The organism is Pseudomonas sp. 1912-s, from assembly GCF_029269205.1.
GTDB lineage: Bacteria > Pseudomonadota > Gammaproteobacteria > Pseudomonadales > Pseudomonadaceae > Aquipseudomonas.
In genome coordinates, this window is sequence record NZ_JARIXR010000009.1 from 13328 (window position 1) to 38085 (window position 24758).

Sequence of the window (24758 nt, forward strand, 5' to 3'; positions counted from 1 at the left end):
GTCACCCGGACGCAAGAACCATCGCAAGGCCCGTGCCAGCGGCATAAATACTTAAGTATCAATCAGTTGGATATAGGTCCAGCCCGCACCGCACCGTCCCGGTGCAGCAAATGCCCGCTGTCATGGGCGGCGCCTCATTGCAATGCAGGCCCTGACTATCAACAGCATAGTCAGAGTTGATTTCACTGCCCGGCAAACCCTGGGGATAATCACCCCCATCAGCTGAACAGGACGCGTCCTACAGCCTCATCCATTGCGCACTACCGCTTGTACCGAATCGCTCTCCTCCTTTGCGATCTTCCCTTTGGCCACCCTGCTCGGGTGGCTTTTTTTTGCGCAGGATTTTTCCCGCGCCAGAAACAAAAACGGCCGACCCAAAGGTCAGCCGATACGCTGTGTTGTTGCTCATGTCGCTACATGGGTAACCCACGCACCTCCTGTTTCACGCCCCATCCCTCAATGATCCCGCCCAAGGGCTCGACCACCGCCTCAAAGTCCTGCTCGAAGTCTCCTATGCCGTCGTAGGTGGCGAACATGATTTTGCTCAGTTCCAGGTACCAGGCGCCGTCATCCCGCGCGCTGACCTGGGCATTCAGGGATTCCCCACGAAACCGACCCGCAGCCCGCCGCGCACGTTCCTCATCCGGGAAAATGGCGTAGAACTCGATGGGGTGGAAACGCGAGAAGTCAAAGCCGCCCTCTTTCATGCGGCGCAACACGTTGGTGCTGATGTCTTCTTGATAGGCTGTGCTCATGAAACGTCCTCCTCAAACCGATGGATAGACTTTCCGTGCTTCCCAAGGCCCGCGCTGCAAGGGCGCGGGTGTTACGGCAATGAAGTCGCCGCCGGGAGACAAGCATGTAGCTGACAAGACCAGACCTTAGCGATTCATTCGCTGATCTCCCTTGCAGAGTAGCGCGAAGCTATCAGCTCCACCAGAGGCTGTTTAAAGACGTACAGGGAATGTTCAGGCGGCGGGAGAAATGTCGAGGATTTGAATACTGTTCTGGTCTTTCAGGCTTTTTACCGTGGGCTCGGCCGTGCGGCCTTCCAGGTCGTTGAGGTCCAGTTCAGCGGCCACTGGGAGCAACTTTGCACGGATCATATGGGCAGCCTCTTCCAGGCTGGGTCTTTCGCCGCAGACGAACTGCTCCACGGACTGCACGCCATGATCATCAACGAAGGTAATTTTCCACGTTTGCATCAGTGCCTCCTCGATAAAACCCATGGGTGGGCTTACCTCTATCTGGACCTTGAGGGCTTGGAATTCGTTCCACTCAAGGCCGGAGGCACCTGATCAGCTGCAGTTACTTCTCAGCGTGTTCTTTCAGGGCTTTCAAGGTGTTGAACGGTGCGTCCACCACAAACTTGTTGGCCAACCACGACGGTACGCTGCCACCTGGCTCGGTGTGCACCTGGTAGGTCACTTCGGTCAGGTTGTCGCCTTTAGGCACCAGTTTCCAGTAGCCGTCGACCTGGGCCACACGCACATAGCCTTTGACTTCGGGCTGATAGGTCGGCACTTCCAACAGCTTGCGGGTCACCGTGCCGTCGGCGGCCTTGGTGGTGGTGATTTCCAGGATCGAGTCACGATCGGTCACCGGGAACGGTGCCTTGAACTGGGTGTAGGTCCAGCTCTTGTCGCCTTCCTGCTTGAGGAGTTTTTGCGACTTGCATTCGTGGATCCAGGAACAGGCCCCCGCCACGTCTTCCTGCAATGCCTGGATCTTGGCCAGCGGTGCCTTGATGGTGGTCACACCGCGATAAGCCTTGTACTTGGAGCCGGCGATTTCACTCAAGGAGATTTTGATACCGTCTTCATCCTTGGCGGTCTGCCAATCTTCAGCGTGTGCAGCAGCAGCAAACAAAACGGTAAAACCGCACAACACCGCAACTCGTTTCAGTGAACCCATGGTCTTATTCCTTATTGTTGAAGTTCAGTACTTTGAACAGCCCACTAAGCCGCCGTCATCTGTTCCCACCAGCCGATCAACCTGATCGCTTCTTCCTGGCTGTTGCCACAGACCTCGAGATCCGCCTGGAACGAACTGCACACCGCCGGCCGCTCAGGCTGGCCAAACAACTGGCACAGTTGTTCGACCGACAGATGCAGGCAGCGTTCGCCGGCTGGTTTGCCGGCAGGCATTCCCGGCAATGGAGAGCTGATGGATGGGGCAATGCAGCAAGCGCCACAGCCTTCACGGCATTTCATGACGAACAGATCCTCGACAACTCAGTGTTGATGGCCACGTAAGACTACGCCCTTAAACAGACGTTTTAAATTGGCTTAACAGGGGTTTTTAACCGAAAACAAAAGTGACTGACCAGTCTGCGACAGAAGGTCAGGGGTACGCGTCACTTTTACTCGTCGGGTTTATTGCTTGAACTGGAAATCCAGCGCCGCGCCTTCCACTTCGCGCCGTTCTTCGTTGCGCAGTTGCAGCTGCATTTCATTGCTGAGCAGGCGCCCGTTGATCTGGAACGCGCTGTTATCGGTGGGCTTTTCGGCAAACATCGGCGGCAACAGCGGCACATTCTTCGGTTGCGGCATGGTGCCGAGGGGCTGCAGATGGCGAACCATGTTCGACGGCAGGCTCAAATCCAGATCTGCAGGTGGCAACTGAGTCTTGGCGACTTCGTGGGCTGATTTTGATTTGCTGGCGATAGGCGCACGCTTTTTGGTCGGTGCGGCTTTCTTTGCCGGTGCTTTCTTCGCCACCGGCGCCTTCTTGGCCGGGGCGGCTTTTTTCGCCGGCGCCTTTTGCTGGGTGCTGGCAGCAGGCGCTGTTTCACTGGCAGGCGCCGCCAGGACGGCACCCGCGTTACACAGGCTTAACACGCAAATCAGCAGTGCAGCAGGAAAGGTATAAGTCATATCGCCAGCAGCATTAACGGCAGAAGGCCATATGCTCGCTTGTTGGGGCCAGCATGACAAGCATGCTAAATAGCCAGCTACCCTTTATGTCCCCTTTCCACGCCTCAAAAGCCTGCCGCAGTCTCCTGGCACAACTGGCTCGCCAGCATGCCGAGGGTCATCAACGCGCGCTCGGCCTCGCGGTTCCACGGTGTACCGCAGTTCAGGCGAATACAGTGGTTGAACTGTTCCGTATTACTGAAGATCAGCCCCGGTGCAATGCTGATGCCCTGCTGCAAGGCGCGCACGTGCAGTTCCTGGGTATTGACCCGCCCGGGCAAACTGACCCACAGGATAAAACCGCCGGTCGGACGGGTCATCTGCGTGCCTTCGGGAAAATACTGCTGCACCGCCAACTGGAAGGCGCTGAGATTTTTGCGGTATTCCTGGCGGATATAGCGCAAATGCCGGTCATAACCACCGTTTTCCAGGTAGGCCGCCGTGCCCATCTGGGTCACGCTGCAGGCCGAATGGGTGCTGAACATTTGCAGGCGCTGGATTTCCTGCTGGTACTTGCCGGCGATCATCCAGCCGATGCGGATGCCCGGTGACAAGGTCTTGGAGAAGCTCGAGCAGTAGATGACCCGGTCGAGGCGGTCGTAGGCTTTCAGGGCCTTGGTGCGGCCCAGCTCGAACATCAGTTCGCCGTAGATATCGTCTTCAACCACCTGGATATCGAAATCCGACGCCAGGCGCAGCAGCTGTTTCTGCCGCTCTTCGGGCATGGTGCCGCCCAACGGGTTGCTCAGGCGTGTGGTCAGCACCAAGGCCTTGATCGACCATTGGTTGGCCGCCAGTTGCAGGGCTTCCAGGCTCATGCCGGTGGCCGGGTCGCTGGGGATTTCGATAACTTTGAGGCCGAGCAGATCCGCCAGTTGCAGCAGGCCGTAATACGTTGGCGACTCGGCGGCGATCAAGTCGCCCGGCCGCGTCAGCACCCGCAACGACATCTGCAACGCGTCCACGCACCCGTGGGTGATCACCACTTCGGACGGGTCGACCACCACACCGGCATCGCGCATGCGGATTGCCACCTGGCGCCGCAGCGGTTCAAAACCGGGGCTGAACATGTAGCTGAACGCCCGCGGGCTCTGGAAGCGTGTGACCTTGGCCAGTTGCTGGTGCAGCGCCCGTACAGGCAAATAGTCGACACTGGGCACGGCGGCGCCCAGTGGGAACACGCCTTCGCGGCGGGATTCCACCAACACCTGTTGAATGATGCTGCTGCGGGTGACCAACCCTGGACGCTCGACCCGTGCGATGTCCGGCGTGGGCGCGGTAAGCGCCGGCGTCTGGTGCACGTAGTACCCGGACTGCGGCCGCGCGCGAATCAAGCCCTGGTCTTCCAGGTTCGCGTAGGCCTGCAACACGGTGGCGTGGCTGACGTTGAGCTGGGAGCTCATTTTGCGCACCGAAGGCACGCGCTCGCCCGGTTGATAGACACCGCGGCGAATATCCTCAGCCAGTTGCTGGGCGATACGTTGGTAAAGCAACAGATTGGTCATGACGCAGCACTCGATTTCACGGGTATTTTATTTTTGTGTGAAACATACCGGCACAGTTTAGAAGTGTACGGGGACAGTTGCCACAATAGTCGAGCGCGGGCGGCAGTGATAGAAAAAACTGTAAGGGTGGCGAACTGAATCGCAGGCACAAAAAACCCGGGAGATTCCCGGGTTCCTGTGACACTGGGTGTTCAGCGGGCGGCGCCCAACTGGCCTTTCTCATCGGAGAACACAATCTCCACCCGGCGGTTCTGTGCCCGGCCACGCTCCGAAGCGTTGGCTTCAACCGGGTACTGATCGCCGTAGCCCTCGACCTGGATGCGTTTTTCATCGATGCCCAAGTCGTTCAGCACATCCGCCACGGCCTGCGCGCGGTCCCGGGACAGTTTGAGGTTTTCCGGCTCGCCACCGGTATTGTCGGTGTAACCCTCGATGCGCACTCTGCGCTTGGGGTTCAATTGCAGGAACTGTACGACTTTCAGCACCGTGCGGTTGGCCGAGTTTTGCAGCTCTGCCTCGCCGGTGTCGAACAGCACGTCACCCAAGGTCATCACCAGGCCACGATCGGTCTGGACGGTGGTCAGGCTGGCGATCTGTGCCTCCAGCCATTTGCCCTGTTGCTGCACGCTGCTCAGCTTGGCTTCCCGCAGGGCCAGTTGCAGGCGCTGGCGTTCCAGCTCCAGCTTGACCCCGCGTTCCTGATTCAACGCCTGCTCGGTGTGTTCCCGGGCAATCGCGCTGTAGCGCTGGCTCAGGTAAGCGTAATGCGCCACATCGGCGCCGCTGCCCCAGAAGCTGGAAAAACGCTCGGCACGGGCCAGGGACTCACCGGCGCGGATCACGTCCTTGGGCGCGATACGCAGCACATTCGAATCTTCCTTGACCTTCTGGAAGTCACTGCTCGCCTGTTGCAACGCGACGTTACTGTCAGGATGGGTCGCGCAACCGCCGAGCGCGCTGCCCAGCAACAGCACACAGCTCAACCCTCGGATCAACGGGCTCATTGGGCATCTCCCAACTGCAGTTGCTTGCGCAGGCGGGTGATACGGGTGTTGAGCACGTTCAGTTGCTCCTGGCTTTTGCGGGTCAGCACCCGGGCTTCTGCCAGGCGGGCGTCCAGCTCGGCTTCTTCAGCCTGCATGCGGGCGTCCTTGTAGGATTGATCGGCCATGTCGGCCTGGGCCTGGGTGAACTTGTCTTCAGCCAGCTTGAGCTCGGGCGAGTCATCGGCGACGGCGCCCACGGCGTTGGCTTGTTCCAGCGCTTGCTGGGTCAGGCGTATTTGTTCATTCGGCGCAGGATCGGCTGCACATCCCGCCAGAGCTACAACGGCGAGGGCCGCGAAAAGAGGTCGAATAGTCACTGAAAATCCCTACTTTGTTGGGGTGCCGACGGGTTGCTGCAACTGCGCTTTCCAGCGCGCAAGATTGCTCTGCAGCGCGGTTTCCGCCAGACCGGACGCGGGCAATTCTGTCATCTTTTTGGCGAGCTGTCCGCGCAACCACGGATCGTTGCACGCCGAGTTGTGGGAAATGGCCAGGTACAGGCCCGGCTGGTCGATGGGTATTTCGCGCGCCACCAGGTCGTTGCTCATGCCCAGGGTCTGGGCCATGGCCATGCCGGAATAACGCCCGGCGAGCACGTAGTCCACTTCCCCCAGCAGCAGCTTCTGGAACGCCGGGGTCAGGCTGGGCAGGCGTTGCAGGGTCAGTTGCTCACCGGCGAAGGTTTCGAAGTCGCGGCTCAGGCGCGCCCGCTCCGACACCGCGCCCTTGTGACCCTGCAGGTCGCTGGCCTGGTGGTAGGCCAGGGCCGAATCCTTGCGGGTCCAGACCAGGTAATCGGTTTGCACCAGCGCCGGGTGGATGTAGTCGAGGGCGTCCAGGGCGTCGAGGGTCAATGGCGCGTCGGCGAGGATGTCCATGCGCCCGCTGCGCACCTCTTCCAGCGCCAGAGAGCGCTTGCCGCCGTACAGCAGGTCGATTTTCACCCCGAGGTCCTTGGCCACTTGCTGCAACATGTCGGCGGTGGCGCCGATCAGGTGCGTGGGGTCCTGGGGATCACGCCACAGGTAGGGCGGTGCGTCCGGGCTGCCGGTGATCACCAGGCGATCACACTTGCCGGCCGCCAGCGACACGGTCGGCAGCAGTGACAGGGCCAGCAGTACAGCCCAGGGGCGCAATTCCATGGCTTGGTTCTCCCATTCAAAAATTGCCGGGCAAAAAAAAGCCCGGTCAAAAGACCGGGCTCTTTATAAGTGAAGCGGCTGGATTAGACCAGCTTCTCCAACTCGGGTACGGCTTCGAACAAGTCCGCCACCAGGCCGTAATCAGCCACCTGGAAGATCGGTGCTTCTTCGTCCTTGTTGATCGCAACGATCACTTTGGAGTCTTTCATACCGGCCAAGTGCTGGATCGCGCCGGAGATACCGACCGCGATGTACAGCTGTGGCGCAACGATCTTGCCGGTCTGGCCGACCTGCATGTCGTTCGGTACAAAACCTGCGTCGACGGCAGCGCGGGAAGCGCCGACCGCAGCGCCCAGCTTGTCGGCCAGGGCGTACAGGTGCTTGAAGTTGTCACCGTTCTGCATGCCACGGCCGCCGGAAACGACGATCTTGGCAGCGGTCAGTTCCGGACGATCGGACTTGGCCAGTTCTTCGCCAACAAAGCTGGAAGTGCCAGCGTCGTGAGCAGCCGCAACCGCCTCAACCGCAGCCGAGCCACCTTCAGCAGCCACCGGGTCGAAACCGGTAGCACGCACGGTGATGACTTTTACCGAGGCAGTGGACTGCACGGTAGCGATGGCATTACCGGCGTAGATCGGACGCTTGAAGGTGTCGGCGCTTTCTACCGAAACGATCTCGGAGATCTGGTCAACGTCCAGCTGCGCAGCAACGCGCGGCAGGATGTTTTTGCCGTTGGAGGTAGCGGCAGCCAGGATATGGCTGTAGCCAGCGCCCAGCTCTGCCACCAGCGGGGCAACGTTTTCCGGCAACTGGTGAGCGTAGGCCGCGTTGTCGGCGACCAGGACTTTGCTCACGCCAGCGATTTTTGCAGCGGCTTCAGCCACGGCGCCAACGTTTTGGCCGGCGACCAGGACGTGGACATCACCACCGATTTTGGCGGCAGCGGCCACGGTGTTCAGGGTGGCCGGGGCCACAACCTTGTTGTCGTGTTCTGCGATTACCAAGATAGTCATGATTAGATTACCTTCGCTTCGTTTTTCAGTTTCTCGACCAGTTCAGCCACCGACTTGACCTTGATGCCCGCGCTGCGTGCAGCCGGCGCTTCGACTTTTACGGTCTTGTTGGTGGAGGCGGTGGAAACGCCCAAAGCATCCGGAGTCAGCACTTCGAGAGGCTTCTTCTTGGCTTTCATGATGTTTGGCAGGGACGCGTATCGCGGCTCGTTCAAACGCAGGTCGGTGGTGACGATGGCTGGCAGTTTCAGGGAAACTGTTTGCGCGCCGCCGTCGATTTCGCGGGTCACGGCAACCTTGTCGCCGCTCACTTCGACTTTCGAAGCGAAGGTGCCCTGGCCGTAACCGGTCAGTGCAGCCAGCATCTGGCCAGTCTGGTTGTTGTCGCTGTCGATGGCTTGTTTGCCGAGGATCACCAGCGATGGCTGTTCCTTGTCGACAACAGCTTTCAACAACTTGGCAACGGCCAGGGAAGTCAGCTCTTCAGCGGATTCGACGAGGATGGCGCGATCGGCACCCAGCGCCAGGGCGGTACGCAGCTGCTCTTGAGCAGTGGTCGGACCGATGGAAACGACGACGATTTCAGTCGCAACGCCTTTCTCTTTCAGGCGTACGGCTTCTTCCACGGCGATTTCGCAGAACGGGTTCATCGACATCTTGACGTTAGCGAGGTCGACGCCGGAATTGTCCGCCTTGACGCGAACTTTCACGTTGTAATCGACAACGCGTTTGACAGCTACAAGAACCTTCATGGATTCCTCGTTACTCTCCGGTGAAAAGAAAGTCGCCTAGGCGAACCTGGCGGTTGATGCTCATCGGCACACAAGGGCACCTCCAAAAACGGCACGGACTCACACAACAATGGGATAGCGATGACCGTTCGTCAGTGGTGACCAAGAAGTCATTCTTTATCGCAGCGTGTAAACTGCGCGCCATCGTTTGGGCGCGCGTCACCTGTCTTGCTTTTGGACGTGCTCTTGAAACCTGCAGTCTGCCTACGGTAAGCGCAAAACCGACCGTATATTGACCGGAACACCTATTCTGGTCAATACGGCAAAATAGCCAGTCATAAGCCGCGCCTCTTTGATTTACCTAGCCTGCGGGCAATTCAAACAAACGTTTGTATTGGACGCTGAGAGTGGTGTAGATATAATGCGCCACCTAGAGAGAAAGGTGGGTCGTCCCCTGCCCCTTGCATGAGATTTCTGCAGGCATTGTGGGACGAATTACCGAACCTCCACCCATTAGAAAAAAAGCCGTTGAGCCTTGAGTAGGAGATAGCCTGTGGAACGCGAATACATGGAATTCGACGTGGTCATCGTCGGCGCTGGCCCGGCAGGCCTGTCTGCCGCCTGCCGATTGAAGCAGAAGGCCGCCGAAGCCGGTAAGGAAATCAGCGTCTGCGTGGTCGAAAAAGGCTCCGAAGTCGGCGCTCACATCCTGTCCGGTGCGGTGTTTGAACCCCGTGCCCTGAACGAATTGTTCCCGGACTGGAAAGAACTCGGCGCCCCGCTCAACACACCTGTTGTGCGTGATGACATCTATGTACTGCGCTCCAGCGAAGCTTCCACCAAGGTGCCTGACTTCTTTGTGCCCAAGACCATGCACAACGAAGGCAACTACATTATCTCCCTGGGCAATCTGTGCCGCTGGCTCGCCCAGCAGGCCGAGAACCTGGGCGTGGAAGTCTACCCGGGCTTCGCCGCCCAGGAAGCGCTGTTCGACGAGAACGGCGTGGTGCGCGGGATCATCACCGGCGACCTCGGCGTCGACCGTGAAGGCAACCCGAAAGAAGGCGTCTACACCCCGGGCATGGAGCTGCGTGGCAAGTACACGCTGTTCGCCGAAGGCTGCCGCGGGCACATCGGCAAGCAACTGATCCAGCGTTTCAACCTGGACAGCGACGCGGACGCCCAGCACTACGGCATCGGCCTGAAAGAAATCTGGGAAATCGACCCGGCCAAGCATCAGCCTGGCCTGGTGGTACACACCGCCGGCTGGCCGCTGGACATCATGAGTGCCGAAAACACCGGTGGTTCGTTCCTCTATCACCTGGAAAACAACCAGGTGGTCGTCGGCTTGATCGTCGACCTGTCCTACAGCAACACCTTCCTGTCGCCGTTCGACGAGTTCCAGCGCCTCAAGCATCACCCGGTGCTGGCCCAGTACCTGGAAGGCGGCAAGCGCATCAGCTATGGCGCCCGCGCTATCTGCAAAGGCGGCCTGAACTCGCTGCCGAAAATGGTCTTCAAAGGCGGCGCGCTGATCGGTTGCGACCTCGGCACCCTGAACTTCGCCAAGATCAAGGGCAGCCACACTGCCATGAAGTCCGGCATGCTCGCCGCTGACGCCGTGGCCGACCGCCTGTTCGCCGAATCCGAAGGCGGCGATGAACTGACCGCTTACGTCGACAGCTTCAAGAACAGCTGGCTCTACGAAGAACTGTTCGCCAGCCGTAACTTCGGCCCGGCGATGCACAAGTTCGGCCCGATCATCGGTGCCGGCTTCAACTGGTTCGACCAGAATATCCTCGGCGGCAAAATGCCGTTCACCCTGCACGACACCAAGCCTGACTACGCCTGCCTGAAGCTGGCCAAAGACAGCAAGAAAATCGACTACCCGAAACCCGACGGCAAGCTGAGCTTCGACAAGCTGAGCTCGGTGTTCATCTCCGGTACCAACCACGAAGAAGAACAGCCGTGCCACCTGAAGCTGAAAGACCCGAGCATCCCGATCGGCACCAACTTGCCGCTCTACGATGAACCGGCGCAGCGCTACTGCCCGGCCGGCGTGTATGAAGTGATCACCAAGGAAGACGGCGAGAAGCGCTTCCAGATCAACGCCCAGAACTGCGTGCACTGCAAGACCTGTGACATCAAGGACCCTTCGCAGAACATCACCTGGGTCACACCGGAAGGCGCGGGCGGGCCGACTTACCCGAACATGTAAGTCACTGGCTTGAACAGAAGGCTCCCGAATGGGGGCCTTTTTATTGCCCGATGATCAGGCCGCCCGCTCATCCCCAGGACTGCGCTCGAAGTAGCGCTTGTATTCCCGGCTGAACTGCGACGTACTCTGATACCCCACGCTATGCGCCGCCTGTGCCACGCCCATGCCTTCCACCAACAGCAACTGCTGGGCCTTGAGCAGCCGCAGGCGCTTGAGGTACTGCACCGGCGACAACAGCGTGCAACGCTTGAAGTGCTCATGAAACGTCGACGCACTCATGTGCGCATAACCCGCCAGCGTCTCGATATTCAGCGGCTCGGCGTAATGCGCATGCAGGTGGTTCAACGAGGTCGCCACCCGTGAAAACTGCCCCTGCTGCTCCACCAGCGCCCGCAGTACATCGGCCTGTGGCCCACGCAACGCCGTGAACAATAATTCCCGCACCCGCGCCGGGCCCATGATCCGGCTCTCCAGCGGATCGTGCAGGCACTGCAGCAGCCGTTCGACACAGCCGCGCATGGCGTCATCCAGCACCACCGAGCTCATGGACTCCAACGTCTGCGCCGCCGGCGGTGGCCCGCTCTGGATACCCATCGCCATCACCAACTCACCCAGCACCACCCGGTCAATGCCGACCGTCACGCCTAAAAGCGGCGCATTGGGCATGGCAAAGGTCTCGCATTCGAACGGCACCGGCATTGCCTGGATCAGGTAATGCCCGGCGCCATATTCCAGGGTACGCGGGCCCAGGTAGGCGACCTTGCTGCCCTGGGCGACGATCATCAGGCTCGGCTCATAAATCTGCGGGCCCCGCGCCACGTCGCAACTGGCGCGCAATACCTGCACGCCGGCCAGGTTCGTGGGCGAAAAACCATCGCGGGGCGTCAACGGTTCGATCAGGGCAACCAACGCGGCATTGGCGTCGACATGGCGGGTCAACAACATGGCAAAAACTTCGCGAAAAAGGGGATGTGACCATCATCGCAGGTCTGGCGCCACAGTGATCCAATCCAGGGGCACTCCCGGACGAATAGGCATGAGACTCGGAGCAATCGCCATGGCCGCCCCCAGGCACGGCGCGGAGAATGCGCCACCTCACCTGTCACTGCTCCTGCGAGGTTTCTCCATGTACACCGCTATCGGTTACGCCGCTCAATCGGCCACCACTCCCCTCGCCCCCATGTCCTTCGAACGTCGCAGCCCGCGCGCCGATGACGTGGCGATCGAAATCCTCTACTGCGGCGTCTGCCACTCCGACATCCACCAGGCCCGCAACGAATGGGGCATCGCCGTGTACCCGCTGATGCCGGGCCACGAGATCGTCGGCAAAGTCACTGCCGTCGGCGCCAATGTCACCGCGCATAAAATCGGCGACCTGGTCGGCGTTGGCTGCATGGTCGACTCGTGCCGTCATTGCGACGCCTGCCACGCGGACCTTGAGCAATACTGCCTCGAAGGCCCGACCATGACCTATGCCACCCCGGACCGGGTCGACGGCAGCAACACCATGGGCGGCTACTCCGACAGCATCGTCGTCAGCGAGCACTTCGTGGTGAAGATCCCGGCCACGCTCGACCTGGCCAGCGCCGCGCCGATCCTCTGTGCCGGCATCACCACCTACTCGCCGCTCAAGCACTACGGCGTGAAGGCTGGCGACAAGGTTGGGGTGCTGGGCATGGGCGGCTTGGGCCACATGGGCATCAAGTTTGCCAAGGCCATGGGCGCGGAAGTGACGCTGTTCACCCGCTCCGCCAGCAAGGCTGAAGAAGGCCGTCGCCAGGGCGCCGATCACGTGATCGTGTCCACCGATGCTGAACAGATGAAAGCCGCTGCCGGCCACTTCGATTTCCTGCTGGACACCATTCCGGTGCAGCACGATTTGAACCCCTACCTCGACGTGCTGCGCTTTGATGGCGTGCACATCCTCGTGGGCTTGATCGAGCCGGTCGACCCGCCCGTGAATGCCGCCAAGCTGGTGCTGGGCCGCAAGGTACTGGCTGGTTCGCTGATCGGTGGCATTGCCGAAACCCAGGAAGTCCTGGATTTCTGCGCTGAGCACGGCATCACCTGCGACATCGAAATGCTCGACATCCGCCAGATCAACGAAGCCTACACCCGCATGATTGCCGGTGACGTGAAGTACCGCTTCGTGATCGACATGGCGACCCTGAAGGCCTGATCAGGCCTTCGCGCCCAACTCCGCTGAAAGCCGCGCTGCGACCTGTTTGATCACAGGGATCAGCTCGGCCATTTTTTCCAGCGGCATGTAGGGCACGGTACTGGCGATGCTGATGCCGGCGACGATTCGCCGGCTGGCATCGCGCACCGGTGCCGCGACACAACGGATCGACGGTTCGTTGTCTTCCAGATCGAACGCATAACCGCCCGCCACGTACTCCTGCATGCGTTGTTCAAACTGCGCCCAGGACTGCTCGGGGTGCTGCGGCCACTGCAGGTTTTTCCCGCCCGCCGGCAGGCTGACCTCATACAGGCGCTGCCACTCTTGCACGCTGTCATCCAGCAGCAACGCCTTGCCGATCCCGGTGCGCGCCAACGGCATGCGATGGCCCACACGCGAGCGCATTTCCGGGCCGTTGCGGCCAGGATTTTTGTGCAGGTACAGCACGTCGTCGTATTCGCGAATGGCCAGGTGGATGGTGTCGCCGGTCAACGCCGACAACTCATCCAGATACGGCACCGCCAGGCTCACCAGCGGCAATTCTTCCCGTGCCTGGAAACCCAGCTCGATCAGTTTGGGCCCCAGCAGGTAGCCGACTTGCGGCACCACGCGCAGATAGCGCTCTTCCACCAGGCAACTGGCCAGGCGGTGGGTGGTGCTGCGGGTGGTACCGATGCGCCTGGCGATTTCCTTGAGATCCCGCGCGCCGGCCGCCACGGCCTGCACCACGCCCAGGCCACGCAGCAGGGTCTGGGTGCCGGTGGGCGCGGCTTCTTTGACGGGAGTGTGGGCGTTTTCCTGCATATCGGGCCTATTGGGAAGTACGAAAACGGCGCCATTATGGGCGGTCACGGTAACTGTGGCGAGTGGGCTTCTGTGGTGAGGGGGCTTGCCCCCCGTTGGGCTGCGTAGCAGCCCCAAGAGAGTCACCCCATTTTTCCAGACAGATCAGAGTTGCATGGCTTTGGGGCCGCTTCGCAGCCCAACGGGGGACAAGCCCCCTCGCCACAAAAAGCCCGCTCACCACAAAGAACCGGCTGCCCCTTAACGCTGTTTCATGCGGTCGATAATGACCGCCAACAACAGGATCGACCCACGAATCACGTACTGGTAGAAGGTGTCGATGTTCTTCAGGTTCATCGCGTTCTCGATGATCGCCAGAATCAGCACCCCGGCAATCACATGCCGGATCATCCCGATCCCGCCGCTCAGCGACACCCCGCCCAGCACGCACGCCGAGATCACCGTCAGCTCGAACCCCTGGCCAATCATCGGTTGCCCCGAGGTCATGCGCGACGCCAGGATCACCCCGGCCAACGCCCCGATCACCCCGTGCACGGCAAAGATGATGATCTTGGTCCGGTCAACATTCACCCCGGCCAACAGCGCCGCTTCCTGGTTGCCCCCAATGGCCATGGTGTTGCGCCCGTAGGTGGTGTAGTTCAGCAGCCAGCCAAAAAACACAAAGCACAACACGGTGATGATGATCGGCACCGGCACGCCAAACAGCTGGCCGTTGCCGAAGACGAAGAAACCTTCGTCCATCACGCCCACCGCCTTGCCGTTGGAAAAGATATACGCCAGCCCGCGCACGATCTGCATCGTCGCCAGCGTCGCAATCAACGCGTTGATCCGCAGCTTGGCGATCACGATGCCATTGATCAGCCCCACCACCAGGCCCATGGCCAACGCCGCCGACACGCCGAAGAACACGCTGTCGGTGTCGCGAATCACGATCCCCGCCACCACACCTGAACAGGCGATCACCGAGCCCACCGACAAGTCGAAGTGCCCCGACGCCAGGCAGAACAGCATGGTGCAGGCTGCAATCCCGACCGTTGAAATCGCCAGCCCGAGGCCGCGCATATTCAGCGGTGAAAGGAAGTTGTCGATGAAAATGGCACTGAGCACAAAGATGCTCAAGGCCGCCAGCAGCATGACCCAATCATCGAGAAACTTGCGCTGGTTGAAACCCGGCCAGAAGCTTCTCGCGGTTTTTACCTGTGACATACCCTACCCCTCGTATTCTTCAATCCCGCGTACGCGGAAGAGCCAGTTGCAGCAGCCGTGCTTCGTCCGCTTGATCGCGGGTCAATTCGCCGGTCAGGGCGCCTTCGCTCATCACCAGGATGCGGTCGGAGATGCCCATCACTTCCATCAGGTCGCTGGACACCACGATCACCGCAATACCGCTGGCCGCCAGGTTGTGGATGATCTGGTAGATCTCCGACTTGGCACCGATATCGATGCCGCGGGTCGGCTCGTCCAGCAGCAAGACTTTCATCGGCATCGACAACCAACGACCCAGAATCGCCTTCTGCTGATTACCGCCCGACAGGAACAGAATCGGTTGGTCGGCCGACGGTGTGCGCACGTTCAGCGCGCTGATTTGCCGCTGGGCGTTGGTGCGTTCCCAGCCGCCCTGGATCAGCCAACCGAAGCGCGCATGGTCACGGCGTGCACTGATGTTGATGTTCTCCGCGACACTGGCGCGGGGCACGATGCCTTCCTTCTTGCGGTCCTCGGGGCACAGCAGCACACCGGCCGCAATCGCATCCCGTGGGGTCTTGAACGTCTGCGCCTCACCGTGCAACACCAGCGCACCCTGGGTGCTGCGCGACAGCCCGGCCAGCAGGCGCAACAGCTCCGTGCGCCCTGCCCCGACCAAACCGAACAGCCCGAGAATCTCGCCTTTGTTCACCTGCAAACTCACCGGTTCCTGCAACCCCGGCCCAAGCAAACCTTCTACCCGCAACGCTTCACCGGAGTGTTCGCGCGGCCGGTAGTTATAGATGTCCTGGATGTCGCGCCCGACCATGCAGTTAACCAACTGGTCGACGTTCAACTGCGCCATGTCTTCAAACGTGCGCACGAAACGCCCGTCCTTGAACACCGTCACCGCATCGCAAATCCGGAACACTTCTTCCATGCGGTGCGACACGTAGAGGATCACCCGGCCTTCATCCCGCAGCCGGGCGATGATCACCATCAGCCGCTCGATCTCACGGGCCGAGAGGCTGCTGGTGGGTTCGTCGAAGGCAATCACATGGGCGTTGCRCGACATGGCCTTGGCGATTTCCACCAATTGCCGCTGGCCGAGGGACAGGCTGCCCAGGCGCATGTTCGGATCGATTTCATCCGCCAGGCCCTTGAGCAGTTCCCGCGCCTTGCGCACCATCGCGCCGCGATTGACCACGCCGAAGCGCGACGGCATATGGCCCAGCAGCAGGTTCTCGGCGACGGTCATTTCCGGCACCAGTTGCAGCTCCTGGTGAATCACCGCGATGCCGCTGGCGATGCTGTCGGCCGCCGACTTGAAACTGACGCTGCGTTCGCCCAACTGCAGACTGCCGCTGTTGGGCGGATAAAAACCGCCGAGGATTTTCAGCAAGGTCGACTTGCCCGCGCCGTTCTCGCCCATCAGCGCATGCACCGAATGGGGCCGCGCTTCAAAGCTGATCTGCGCCAGGGCTTTCACCCCGGGAAACTCCTTGCCGATGCCGTTGAAGCGCAGGCTCTCTGTGGCGGCGCAGTTCATTTCCACAGACCGATCTTGCTCAACTCTTCCTTGAAGTTGGCGCGGGTGATCAGGGTCACGTTATCCAGCGCGGTGAACTTGGCTGGCTCCGTGCCTTTGGTGACCCACTCGAACATCGAGGTAGCGGTTTTATAACCGGAGGCATCCGGGCTGAGCAGCATCGAACCGTAGAAACCGGTGTCGGATTTTTTCAGTTCTTCGATAGCGTCAGTGCCGTTGATGCCCACGCCGATCACATTCGGCGCCTTGAAGCCGGCGCTTTCGGTGGCGCGCACGCCGCCCAGTACGGTGCTGTCGTTCATGCCGCCGATCAGCAGGTTTTTCGCGCCGCCGGGCAGTTTCACCAGGGCCGAGTTGGTGGAGTCCATGGCGCCCGGCACGTCGAGGGTTTTCTGTGCAGTGAACAGGATATGGTCGACCGGCAGACCGGCGGCCTTGAGGCCTTCTACCGAACCGTCGGTGCGTTTCTTGCCGGTTTCCAGCTCGTCGAAGGTGTTGATGACGGCGTAGGTGTCCTTCCAGTCCCACTTGCGATTTTTAGCCTCGGTGGCCATGGCTTCGCCTTGTTTCTGGCCAATCTTGTAGGCGTCCAGGCCGACATAAGGCACGTCTTCCATGGGCTTGCCCTTGGCGTCGACGAAGCGGTCGTCCACCGCCAGCACTTTCAGATTATTGAGCTTGGCCTTGGCCATGATTGCCGGGCCGAGGGACACGTCCGGCGGGCAGATCACGAAACCCTTGGCCCCGTTGGCGGCCAGGGTGTCGATGGCGGAAAGGGTTTTCTCGCCGTCGGGCACGGCGATCTTGATCACGGTGAAACCAAGGTCCTTGCCGGCTTTTTCGGCGAACGCCCATTCGGTCTGGAACCAGGGCTCTTCAGCTTGCTTGACCAGGAAGCCGATCTTTACTTCTTCAGCGAATGCGAAGGTGCTGAGACTGCTGAGAGCAACGGCGACCGCAAGGGTGCGCACTGTCTTCTTGAACATAAACCACCTCTTGTTGTTATTGGAGAGTTGTTCGGCTTAATCGTGGTACATCACCGACCGCCCGCCATCGATCATCAGGCAGGTGGCATTGATAAAGGGCGCCTCATCGGTCGCCAGAAACAGTGCAGTCATCGCCACTTCAATCGGCTGGCCGATGCGTTTTGGCGGGTGCAGGTCGAAGGCGCGCTGACGCTCGGCGTGGGGGTCGTCGAAGCCGTTCCAGTAATCGACGTTGAGTTGGGTTTCGATATAGCCCGGCGCAATGGCATTCACGCGGATGCCCTTGGGCGCGTATTCAATGCCCAGGGCACGGGTCAGCCCGAGCAGCCCGTGCTTGGCCACCGGATACGGGAAGCAACCGGGAATGATGTGGCTGGAGTGGGTGGAGGCGATGTTGATGATGTTGCCGATGCCCTGCTCGATCATGTGCGGCAACACAGTGCGGCAGCCGTACCAGGCGCCGTCGAGGTCGATGGCGAAGCAGCGGCGCCAGTCTTCGTCGGTCATTTCCAGTGGGTCACGGAACACGTTGACGCCGGCGCAGTTGACCAGCACGTCCACGCGACCAAAGCGTTCGATGGCCACGTCCACCAGGGCGCGCCATTGGTCCTTGGAGGTGATGTCGACGGGTTGCGCGTAGATCTCGGCGCCGCGTTCGCGCCAGTGGGCGGCAACTTGCTCGACCTTCTCGCCCTGGATATCACCGATCACCAGCCGCGCCTGCTGGGCCTGGAAGCAAGCCACGATGGCCTCGCCAATGCCCTGGGCAGCGCCGGTGATGACCACGACTTTGTGCTTCAGTCGCTCGCCGTAAGTCGGCTCGGGCACCGGAGGTAACGACAACGGTTGTGCCTGCATCGCTTCACCTGTTTTGTTTTTGGTAGTGAGTGCTGATGCGCAAGACTATAAACCCAGAAACCGGAACATCTCAATATATAAATTATCATCCCATATATTGAGCAAAATCATAAAAAAACCGGCTGTGATCGCCGGTCCTTTATGCGCGTTTAACCCTGGGCAAAATCCCTCAGGGCGTCGCCTTCCATGCGGTAGCGCACCCATTCTTCCTGGGGCTGGGCGCCGATGGATTTGTAGAACGCGATGGCCGGTTCGTTCCAGTCCAGCACGCTCCACTCGAAACGCCCGCAACCGTTGTCACAGGCGATTTTCGCCAGGTGGCGCAGCAGTTTCTTGCCCGCCCCGCCGCCGCGCTGCTCCGGGTTGATGTACAGGTCTTCGAGGTACAGGCAGTTGCTGCCGAGCCAGGTGGAATAGCTGAAGAAGAACACCGCAAAACCGATCGGCAACCCGTCCCGCAGGCAGATCAGGCCGTGGGCCGTGGCGCCTTCGCTGAACAGGCTGCGCTCGATGTCCACCACGCTGGCGATCACCTCGTGGCGAGCTTTTTCGTAGTCGGCAAGCTCGGTGATGAAGGCCAGGATTTGCGCAGCATCGCTGGGCAAGGCGGGGCGAATCTCGATGGTCATGGACTGGCCTTGTCAGGAAAAGAAAGCACACATACTAAGGCGGTTTAATGACCGATTGCAGTGCAATTTCATTCGCGACTAACCTGCAGGCTATCGACCGTTGAGAATCCCCATGCCCTTCACGCCACTGACCGACCTCGCCGCGACTTTATTGCCCTACGCCCTTGAGCCTTCGGAAGATGGCGCCCACGACCTGTCCCACTTGCAACGCGTGTGGCACAACGTGCGGTCGATCCAGGCCGAGGAAGGCGGCGAACTTGAAGTGCTGCTGGCGGCGGTGCTGCTGCATGACTGCGTGGCGGTGGAGAAGAATTCGCCGTTGCGGTCCAAGGCATCGAAACTGGCGGCGGACAAGGCCGGGGAGATTTTGCAGGGATTGAAGTGGCAGCCCGGGACGATTGCTGCGGTGACCCACGCCATCGAGACTCACAGCTTTTCGGCGGGCCTGACGCCGCTGACCCTTGAGGCGAAGATTGTGCAGGACGCCGACCGTCTGGATTCCCTCGGCATGATCGGCGTGGCCCGCACGTTTTATATCGCCGGGCGCATGGGCAGCGGGCTGTATGACCCGGCAGACCCAACGGCAAGGCACCGCGAGTACGACGACAAGCGCTTTTGCCTCGACCATTTCCAGACCAAGCTTCTGCACCTGGCGGACGGGTTTCAGACCCCGACCGGGCAACGCCTGGCGCGGGTTCGGCATGAGCGTCTGAAGGGATTCATGGACCTGTTTATCGAGGAAATCGGCACACCCTGAAAGCGCCGTTACTCCGCTGCGGGCTAATGCAAAAACCGCTAACCACAGAACAAACCCGCAAGCCGTGCATGGTAAAAAGTTGGGCATAAATCCAACAAACTCCAGGCACCTTCATGCACTCCTCACCTGCGGTCGGCGGAAAACTGTTCGGCCTTTTCTGCCTCGCCAGCTACTTGCTTTCCCTGTCCTACGGCTCGACGTTTTTGCTGTCGCTGCTGATCCATTCCCGCGGTGGTAACGAACACGACGCCGGCAGCGTGATCTCCATGGCAATGCTCAGCACCTTTGTGGCGGTGTTGGTTTCCGGGCATCTGGCTGACCTGTTGGGGGCGGCCAGGTCGATCGCCCTGCTCGGTGTGCTGCTGGTGGTGGCGTGCCTGGGCTTTGCGCTGGCGCCGGGGTTTGGCGAAGGGATGATGTTCTTTGGCTTGTCGCTGGGGTTGGGCTGGGGCGTGTTCTACACACTCGGGCCGATCATCGTGGCGATGCTGGTGGAGCCGGCGCAGCGTGCCAAATATTTCGCCCTGCTCTCGGGCAGCATGATGACCGGGATCGGCTCCGGGCCGCTGCTGGGTCGGGCGGCCAGTGCCCTGGATTTTTCCCTGACGGCAGCGTTCCACATCGCAGCGCTGGCGAGCCTGGTCGGTGTGGTAATTTTCTGGCGGCTGGGTGCTGCACTCAGTCAGCACACCGCGCCGGTGTCGAAGATTTCCTGGTCGGCCACGCGCAAGGTGCTGTCGTCGAGGGCGGTGTTCGCGATCATCATGGTGGGCCTCGGCGGGTGCGTGTTTGGCGGGCTGTCGAGTTTCCAGACGAGCTACGCGGCGGTGCACGGGCTGGACTATTCGCTGTTCTTTCTGGGCTTTATGAGCGCGGCGATTACCAGCCGCCTGTTGATCGCCAGCTTCGTGGTCAAGCGTGATCCGTATTGGGCGGCCTGTGTGTTGTCCGGGTTGATGCTGGTGTCGATTTTCCTGTTCGGGTTCAAGGTCAGTAGCAGCTTCAGCTACCTACTGGCGGCGGTCACCCTGGGCGTGGGTTATGGCCTGACGTATTCGGTGATCAACGGCCTGGCCGCCAACGAGGCACCGGCGGGCACCACGTCCCAGGCGTTGCTGCTGTTCAGCCTGGCGTACTTTATCGGGGTGTTCGGCTTCCCGTTGCTGGCGGGCAAAGTCATCGTCGAATACGGCATGCCGACCCTGTTGATGAGCGTGCTGGCCGTGGCGTTGCTCAACTGGCTGATCACGGTGGCGCGATTGATCTGGCGGCGAGTCGCGTCACACAAAATCTTACAAGCGACGTAACACCGTTCGTCGGTATCGAGGCACGAATCGCAAACAGGGGCGGACCAATATCAGGTAAGGACATTAATCATATGGAGACACCATCATGACGACTTCCAAATTTGCCGCCCTCGCCCTCACCGGTTTGCTGTCTGCCGTTTCGCTGAGCAGCTTTGCCGCCACCACAGGCTCCAGCACCGGCCCCACCGACCCTGTCGGCAGCCCGCCCAACCCGGCGACCCAGGAGTCGAAAGACTCGATGGGCACCGGCATGGACACCAACGGCGGCGCCATCATCGACAACAGCAAAGACCCGCGCACCCAGGGCGACGACACCAACCGCAACAGCGGTGCGGTGCCAAACGGCAAAATGGGCCCGGGTGCCACTTCGCCCTCGATCAACAAGGGTGACGACTCCAACATCCCCGGCGCGCCAAAACAGCCAGCGCCTTAACGCGCGGCACAGACGAACACCCAACCATTTCCCAGTGAAGAGGTATGCATGAACGTCGATCACAACCTTGAAAAAGAAGTCCTTACCCGCCTGCTCCATGCCCACCCGAGTGGGCTGGGCAAGGAAGTGCTGGACAACTACCGGGGTGAAAAAGTGGTGGCCAGCGCCCTGGCCACCTTGCAGGACCGCGGCTGGATCAAGGAAGGCCATGTGACCTGCAACGATGCCGGTGAACACGCGCTGAACCTGCCGATCAAGCTCACCGCGTCCGGCGTGGAAGCGGCTCGCAAGCTGGAAAGCGAAGCGGGCCAATAGCGGTGTCAGCGGTGAGCGGCGGCCAATAGCATCATCGGTCGTTCCAGCTCTTCGGCCAGTGCCGGGCGGGCCTTCAGGTCCGCCTCGCTCGGGCCCCACTCGTCGACATGGCTCAAGGTAAAACCCGCCTCGATCAACAGCGTCAGCAATGTGCCCAACGTGCGGTGCTGCTTGATCACGCCCTCCGCCAACCAGTTGGTGACCCGCGGCCCCTCCAGTTGATAGCTGTCCACCGGCCAGCTCTTGCGCCCTTGCTCATCATTCAGCCAGCCCGGTTGCCGGGGCGCCATGAAGATCGGGTGCTCGATGGAAAACACTAACCGCCCGCCTGGCACCAACGCCTGATGGATGCGCGCGAACAGGCCTTTCAGATCGACGATGTAATGGAAAGCCAGCGAGCTGTAGGCCAGGTCGAAGGTAGCGGCAGGAAGGTCAAGGTGTTCAATGTCGGCGATGGCGTAGGTGATGGCCGACGAGGATGTCATCTCTTTCGCCCGCGTCAGCATCTTGTGCGAGACATCCAGCCCCAGCACCTGCTCGGCGCCCTGCTCCTGGGCCCAGCGGCTGAACCAGCCGTAGCCGCAACCCAGGTCCACCACTTTCAACCCCGACATGGGCGGCAGCATCGCCTGCAACGCGGGCCACTCCGGGGCGCCGGCGAGGCCTTCCACAGAGCGGCCCATTTTGCTGTAGCCCTCGAAGAAAACCTCGGTGTCGTAGATGTTCTGGGTCATGACGCTGCTCCGTGCTGAATGGCGACCATTCTGCCGAATCAGCCCGCGCTCAACAACGCATCCACTTCTACCGTACCCGGTGAGGTCGCCGGGCCCCAGCGCGTGACGGCGAGTGCCGCCGCCGCATTCGCGCGACGCGCGGCCACCGCCGGCGCCAGGCCATTGGCCAGGCCTGCGACAAACACCCCGGCGTGGGCGTCGCCGGCGCCGTTGCTGTCCACCGCCTTGACCTTGAACCCCGGCACATGCTCGGCCTTGCCGTTACGGCTGACCCAGCAGCCATTCGGCCCGTCGCGTACCACCAGCAAAGTGTCAGCGGGCAGGTGCTCGTTGAGCTTGAGCAATGCGCCTGCAAGATCGCCGGCGCCGGTGAATGCCAGCGCTTCCGGGCCGTTGCTGGTCCAGATGTCGATGCGCGGCAACAAAGCGACCATCAAAGCCGAGTCCGGCGCCTTGACCAGCGGACCCGGATCGAACACCACCGTGATCTGGCGCGGCAATGCCAATAGCCAATCGAGCAACGCGTGGGCCTTGCCCTCCAGCAGCAAGCTGTAGCCGCTGACGTACACATAGTCGTCGGCGTGGGGCACGGCATTCGCCAGGTCTTGCGCCAGCAAGTCACCTTCGGCGCCGATATGGGAAATGAAGGTGCGCTCGGTGGTGGCTTCGGTCAGGGACACGCACAGGCCGGTGTCCTTGTCGTCGCTGGCGGCCAGGGCCATTTCAATGCCCTCGGCCTGCATCGCCGCGCGCGCCAGGTCGCCGAAGCGACCGGTGCCATGGCGGCCCAGATAGACCACCGGCAAGCCGTTGCGCCGGGCGGCGGCCATCACGTTGAAGCCGCCGCCGGCTTCGAAGCTGGCGGAATTGGCCAATACATCGCCGCCAGTGGCGGGCAACGTGTCGAGGGACATGACCAGGTCAACGATGACCTGGCCGCTGTGCAGCAATCTAGACATTAGCGCTCTCTACCAAAGCCGGGCGACGATCAGCCGCGCCACCCAGTACCGCATAAATCCCGCCGGCCACCAGGAAGGTGACGATCCAGCCCAGGCCGTTGTGGCCCAGCCACGAATCGGACAGCGGCCCGGCGAACCAGATGTTCTCGGCCGTGGTGCCGATGGTGGTGAAGCTGAAGCCCAGCACAATCGCAATCGCCCAGGCGCCAAATGCGCGCCACTCAACCCCGCCGCGGTACCAGTAGGCACTGCTTGGCGTCACGTCGAGCAGGTCTTTGGGGCTGTAGTAGTGGCGATGAATCAGGTCGACCACAAAGATCCCGACCCAGGCGGTGATCGGTACGGCCAGCAACGAGATGAACGTGATGAACGGGCCGTAGAAGCTGTCGGCGATCAGCATGAAGTAGATCGAGCCGGCGAAGATCGCGACGATGTCGACGATCACCGCGTGCACACGCTTGACCTTCAAACCGAGGGTCAAGGTGGTGAGACCGGCCGAGTACACCGACAGGTTATTCGACAGCAGCAGCCCGCCAAACGCGGTGATCAGGTACGGCACCGCCATCCAGGTCGGCAGCATGTCGCGGATCGCGATGATCGGGTCGGTGGCCGACGCCAGGTCGTTGTTGCCCACCGACAGCAGGCCGCCGAGGGTGATCAACAGCACCAGCGGAATCCCCGCACCAAAGGCCGCCGACGCCACCAGGCGCACGGCCTTGACGCTGCGATGCTGGTAGCGCGACATATCCGCGCCGGCGTTGGCCCAGCCGATACCGGTACCGGCCGCCATGGTGCCGATGCCGATGATCATCGCGCTCATCGGTGCAGGCGTGGCGTTGAACACCGCACTCCAGTCGATGGTGGCGCAAAGGAAACCGCCCACCAGGATATTCAGTGCGCCGAACACGTAGGTGGCCCACTTCTGGATCACCAGCAAGGTGGCATGGCCCAGGCCGGAGACGGCCAGGGTCAGCAGCACGAATAGGCCGATGAACAGCAGGGTCAGTACCGGTGCACTTTTGGCCGCAACCGGCGAGTTGAACAGGATCGAGCACAACGACAGCAGCACGAATGCGGCGGTGGTGGTGTTGACGGTTTCCCAGCCCAGGCGTGACATCAGCGACACCAGCGTAGGGCCGATATTGCCGCGTACGCCGAAGATCGCCCGGGACAGGGTCAGGCTAGGCGCACGGCCACGACGGCCGGCGATGGAGATGATGCCCACCACCGCAAACGAACCGGCGGCGCCGAGGATCGCGACGATGATCGCCTGCCAGATCGCCAGGCCGCGAAACGCCACGAGGGTCGCGCCCAGGGGCAAACCGAGAATGCTGATGTTGGCCGCAAACCAGACCCAGAAGAGTTGCAGCGGATGGCCGTTGCACTCGCCTTCCGGGACCGGCTCGATGCCGCGTGTTTCCAATTGCCCGGCGCTTTGGCCGGAAGAGGACGTACTCATGGTGGGGTGCTCCTGATGCCTGTTTTTTTGTGGT

The 24758-nt window shown here is 61.0% G+C and carries 27 protein-coding genes; 6 read left to right on the top strand and 21 right to left on the bottom strand.

The annotated features are described in order from the left end of the window. Nucleotides 1–413: 413 nt before the first annotated feature. The 11 genes from P3C29_RS13470 to P3C29_RS13520 form a co-directional block, all read right to left on the bottom strand. Nucleotides 414–755 carry a ribonuclease E inhibitor RraB gene (locus P3C29_RS13470; RefSeq protein ID WP_003193463.1) on the bottom strand — a complete coding sequence of 114 codons (342 nt, stop codon included), beginning with the start codon at nt 753–755 and terminating at the stop codon, nt 414–416. 213 nt (nt 756–968) lie between these two features. Then, on the bottom strand, nt 969–1205 hold the full coding sequence (locus tag P3C29_RS13475) for a hypothetical protein (protein ID WP_029615722.1): 237 nt from the start codon (nt 1203–1205) through the stop codon (nt 969–971). A 103-nt stretch (nt 1206–1308) separates the two neighbouring features. After that, nucleotides 1309–1914, bottom strand: coding sequence for an START domain-containing protein (locus P3C29_RS13480; RefSeq protein WP_275964704.1), 606 nt, complete (start codon nt 1912–1914; stop codon nt 1309–1311). A 44-nt stretch (nt 1915–1958) separates the two neighbouring features. Further along, nucleotides 1959–2213 (bottom strand): YkgJ family cysteine cluster protein, encoded by a 255-nt coding sequence (locus P3C29_RS13485; protein ID WP_201125060.1) that lies wholly within the window; start codon nt 2211–2213, stop codon nt 1959–1961. Nucleotides 2214–2375: 162 nt separating this feature from the next. Beyond that, nucleotides 2376–2876 (bottom strand): translation initiation factor 2, encoded by a 501-nt coding sequence (locus P3C29_RS13490; RefSeq protein ID WP_275964705.1) that lies wholly within the window; start codon nt 2874–2876, stop codon nt 2376–2378. Between the two features lie 104 nt (nt 2877–2980). Beyond that, on the bottom strand, nt 2981–4420 hold the full coding sequence (locus P3C29_RS13495; RefSeq protein WP_008434911.1) for a PLP-dependent aminotransferase family protein: 1440 nt from the start codon (nt 4418–4420) through the stop codon (nt 2981–2983). A gap of 191 nt (nt 4421–4611) precedes the next feature. Further along, entirely contained in the window at nt 4612–5424 is an 813-nt protein-coding gene (locus P3C29_RS13500; RefSeq protein ID WP_201125061.1) for an OmpA family protein, read from the bottom strand. Then, nucleotides 5421–5783, bottom strand: a complete 363-nt coding sequence (locus P3C29_RS13505; RefSeq protein WP_010165943.1) for a DUF4398 domain-containing protein — start codon at nt 5781–5783, stop codon at nt 5421–5423. The genes P3C29_RS13500 and P3C29_RS13505 overlap by 4 nt, the downstream gene beginning before the upstream one ends. Nucleotides 5784–5792: 9 nt before the next feature. Beyond that, nucleotides 5793–6608, bottom strand: a complete 816-nt coding sequence (locus P3C29_RS13510; protein WP_201125062.1) for a transporter substrate-binding domain-containing protein — start codon at nt 6606–6608, stop codon at nt 5793–5795. An 83-nt stretch (nt 6609–6691) separates the two neighbouring features. Further along, nucleotides 6692–7621, bottom strand: a complete 930-nt coding sequence (locus P3C29_RS13515) for an FAD-binding protein (protein WP_169385996.1) — start codon at nt 7619–7621, stop codon at nt 6692–6694. A gap of 2 nt (nt 7622–7623) precedes the next feature. After that, the gene (locus tag P3C29_RS13520; RefSeq protein ID WP_004371224.1) at nt 7624–8373 is read right to left on the bottom strand and encodes an electron transfer flavoprotein subunit beta/FixA family protein; all 750 of its coding nucleotides are present in this window, start codon (nt 8371–8373) and stop codon (nt 7624–7626) included. Between the two features lie 532 nt (nt 8374–8905). On the opposite strand from P3C29_RS13520, the gene P3C29_RS13525 reads away from it, so the two are divergent. Next, the gene (locus P3C29_RS13525; protein ID WP_008434918.1) at nt 8906–10570 is read left to right on the top strand and encodes an electron transfer flavoprotein-ubiquinone oxidoreductase; all 1665 of its coding nucleotides are present in this window, start codon (nt 8906–8908) and stop codon (nt 10568–10570) included. A gap of 54 nt (nt 10571–10624) precedes the next feature. Here the strand turns inward: P3C29_RS13525 and P3C29_RS13530 are convergent, their stop codons facing one another. After that, complete coding sequence (locus P3C29_RS13530; RefSeq protein WP_201125063.1) at nt 10625–11515, bottom strand: AraC family transcriptional regulator; 891 nt, start codon at nt 11513–11515, stop codon at nt 10625–10627. Between the two features lie 181 nt (nt 11516–11696). Between P3C29_RS13530 and P3C29_RS13535 the strand changes: the two genes are divergently transcribed. Continuing rightward, nucleotides 11697–12749, top strand: coding sequence for an NAD(P)-dependent alcohol dehydrogenase (locus P3C29_RS13535; protein WP_201126224.1), 1053 nt, complete (start codon nt 11697–11699; stop codon nt 12747–12749). On the opposite strand, the gene P3C29_RS13540 is transcribed toward P3C29_RS13535, so the two are convergent. The 6 genes from P3C29_RS13540 to P3C29_RS13565 form a co-directional block, all read right to left on the bottom strand. Continuing rightward, entirely contained in the window at nt 12750–13553 is an 804-nt protein-coding gene (locus P3C29_RS13540) for an IclR family transcriptional regulator (protein ID WP_010165930.1), read from the bottom strand. Nucleotides 13554–13793: 240 nt separating this feature from the next. Then, complete coding sequence (araH, locus tag P3C29_RS13545; protein ID WP_169385998.1) at nt 13794–14759, bottom strand: L-arabinose ABC transporter permease AraH; 966 nt, start codon at nt 14757–14759, stop codon at nt 13794–13796. A 19-nt stretch (nt 14760–14778) separates the two neighbouring features. Further along, the gene (gene araG, locus P3C29_RS13550) at nt 14779–16287 is read right to left on the bottom strand and encodes an L-arabinose ABC transporter ATP-binding protein AraG (RefSeq protein WP_275964792.1); all 1509 of its coding nucleotides are present in this window, start codon (nt 16285–16287) and stop codon (nt 14779–14781) included. Then, nucleotides 16284–17273, bottom strand: a complete 990-nt coding sequence (locus P3C29_RS13555; RefSeq protein WP_275964706.1) for a substrate-binding domain-containing protein — start codon at nt 17271–17273, stop codon at nt 16284–16286. The genes araG and P3C29_RS13555 overlap by 4 nt, the downstream gene beginning before the upstream one ends. A gap of 36 nt (nt 17274–17309) precedes the next feature. Further along, on the bottom strand, nt 17310–18131 hold the full coding sequence (locus P3C29_RS13560; RefSeq protein WP_201125065.1) for an SDR family oxidoreductase: 822 nt from the start codon (nt 18129–18131) through the stop codon (nt 17310–17312). Between the two features lie 149 nt (nt 18132–18280). Further along, a complete protein-coding gene (locus P3C29_RS13565) occupies nt 18281–18760 on the bottom strand; it encodes a GNAT family N-acetyltransferase (RefSeq protein ID WP_275964707.1) in 480 nt (159 codons plus the stop codon). 112 nt (nt 18761–18872) lie between these two features. On the opposite strand from P3C29_RS13565, the gene P3C29_RS13570 reads away from it, so the two are divergent. The 4 genes from P3C29_RS13570 (at nt 18873) to P3C29_RS13585 (ending at nt 21572) form a co-directional block, all read left to right on the top strand. Then, the gene (locus tag P3C29_RS13570; protein ID WP_275964708.1) at nt 18873–19517 is read left to right on the top strand and encodes an HD domain-containing protein; all 645 of its coding nucleotides are present in this window, start codon (nt 18873–18875) and stop codon (nt 19515–19517) included. Nucleotides 19518–19630: 113 nt separating this feature from the next. Next, nucleotides 19631–20824: an MFS transporter gene (locus P3C29_RS13575; protein WP_275964709.1), complete on the top strand. Its 1194-nt coding sequence runs from the start codon at nt 19631–19633 to the stop codon at nt 20822–20824. Between the two features lie 85 nt (nt 20825–20909). Next, complete coding sequence (locus P3C29_RS13580) at nt 20910–21257, top strand: hypothetical protein (protein WP_010165919.1); 348 nt, start codon at nt 20910–20912, stop codon at nt 21255–21257. A 48-nt stretch (nt 21258–21305) separates the two neighbouring features. Then, entirely contained in the window at nt 21306–21572 is a 267-nt protein-coding gene (locus P3C29_RS13585) for a hypothetical protein (protein WP_017475797.1), read from the top strand. Between the two features lie 5 nt (nt 21573–21577). On the opposite strand, the gene P3C29_RS13590 is transcribed toward P3C29_RS13585, so the two are convergent. The 3 genes from P3C29_RS13590 to P3C29_RS13600 are packed head-to-tail and all read right to left on the bottom strand — an operon-like array spanning nt 21578 to nt 24724. Next, the gene (locus P3C29_RS13590) at nt 21578–22306 is read right to left on the bottom strand and encodes a class I SAM-dependent methyltransferase (RefSeq protein WP_275964710.1); all 729 of its coding nucleotides are present in this window, start codon (nt 22304–22306) and stop codon (nt 21578–21580) included. Nucleotides 22307–22344: 38 nt separating this feature from the next. Continuing rightward, the gene (locus P3C29_RS13595) at nt 22345–23265 is read right to left on the bottom strand and encodes a PfkB family carbohydrate kinase (protein ID WP_275964711.1); all 921 of its coding nucleotides are present in this window, start codon (nt 23263–23265) and stop codon (nt 22345–22347) included. Then, nucleotides 23258–24724 carry a cytosine permease gene (locus tag P3C29_RS13600; protein ID WP_010165912.1) on the bottom strand — a complete coding sequence of 489 codons (1467 nt, stop codon included), beginning with the start codon at nt 24722–24724 and terminating at the stop codon, nt 23258–23260. Before P3C29_RS13600 ends, P3C29_RS13595 begins: the two co-directional genes overlap by 8 nt. Nucleotides 24725–24758 lie beyond the last annotated feature (34 nt).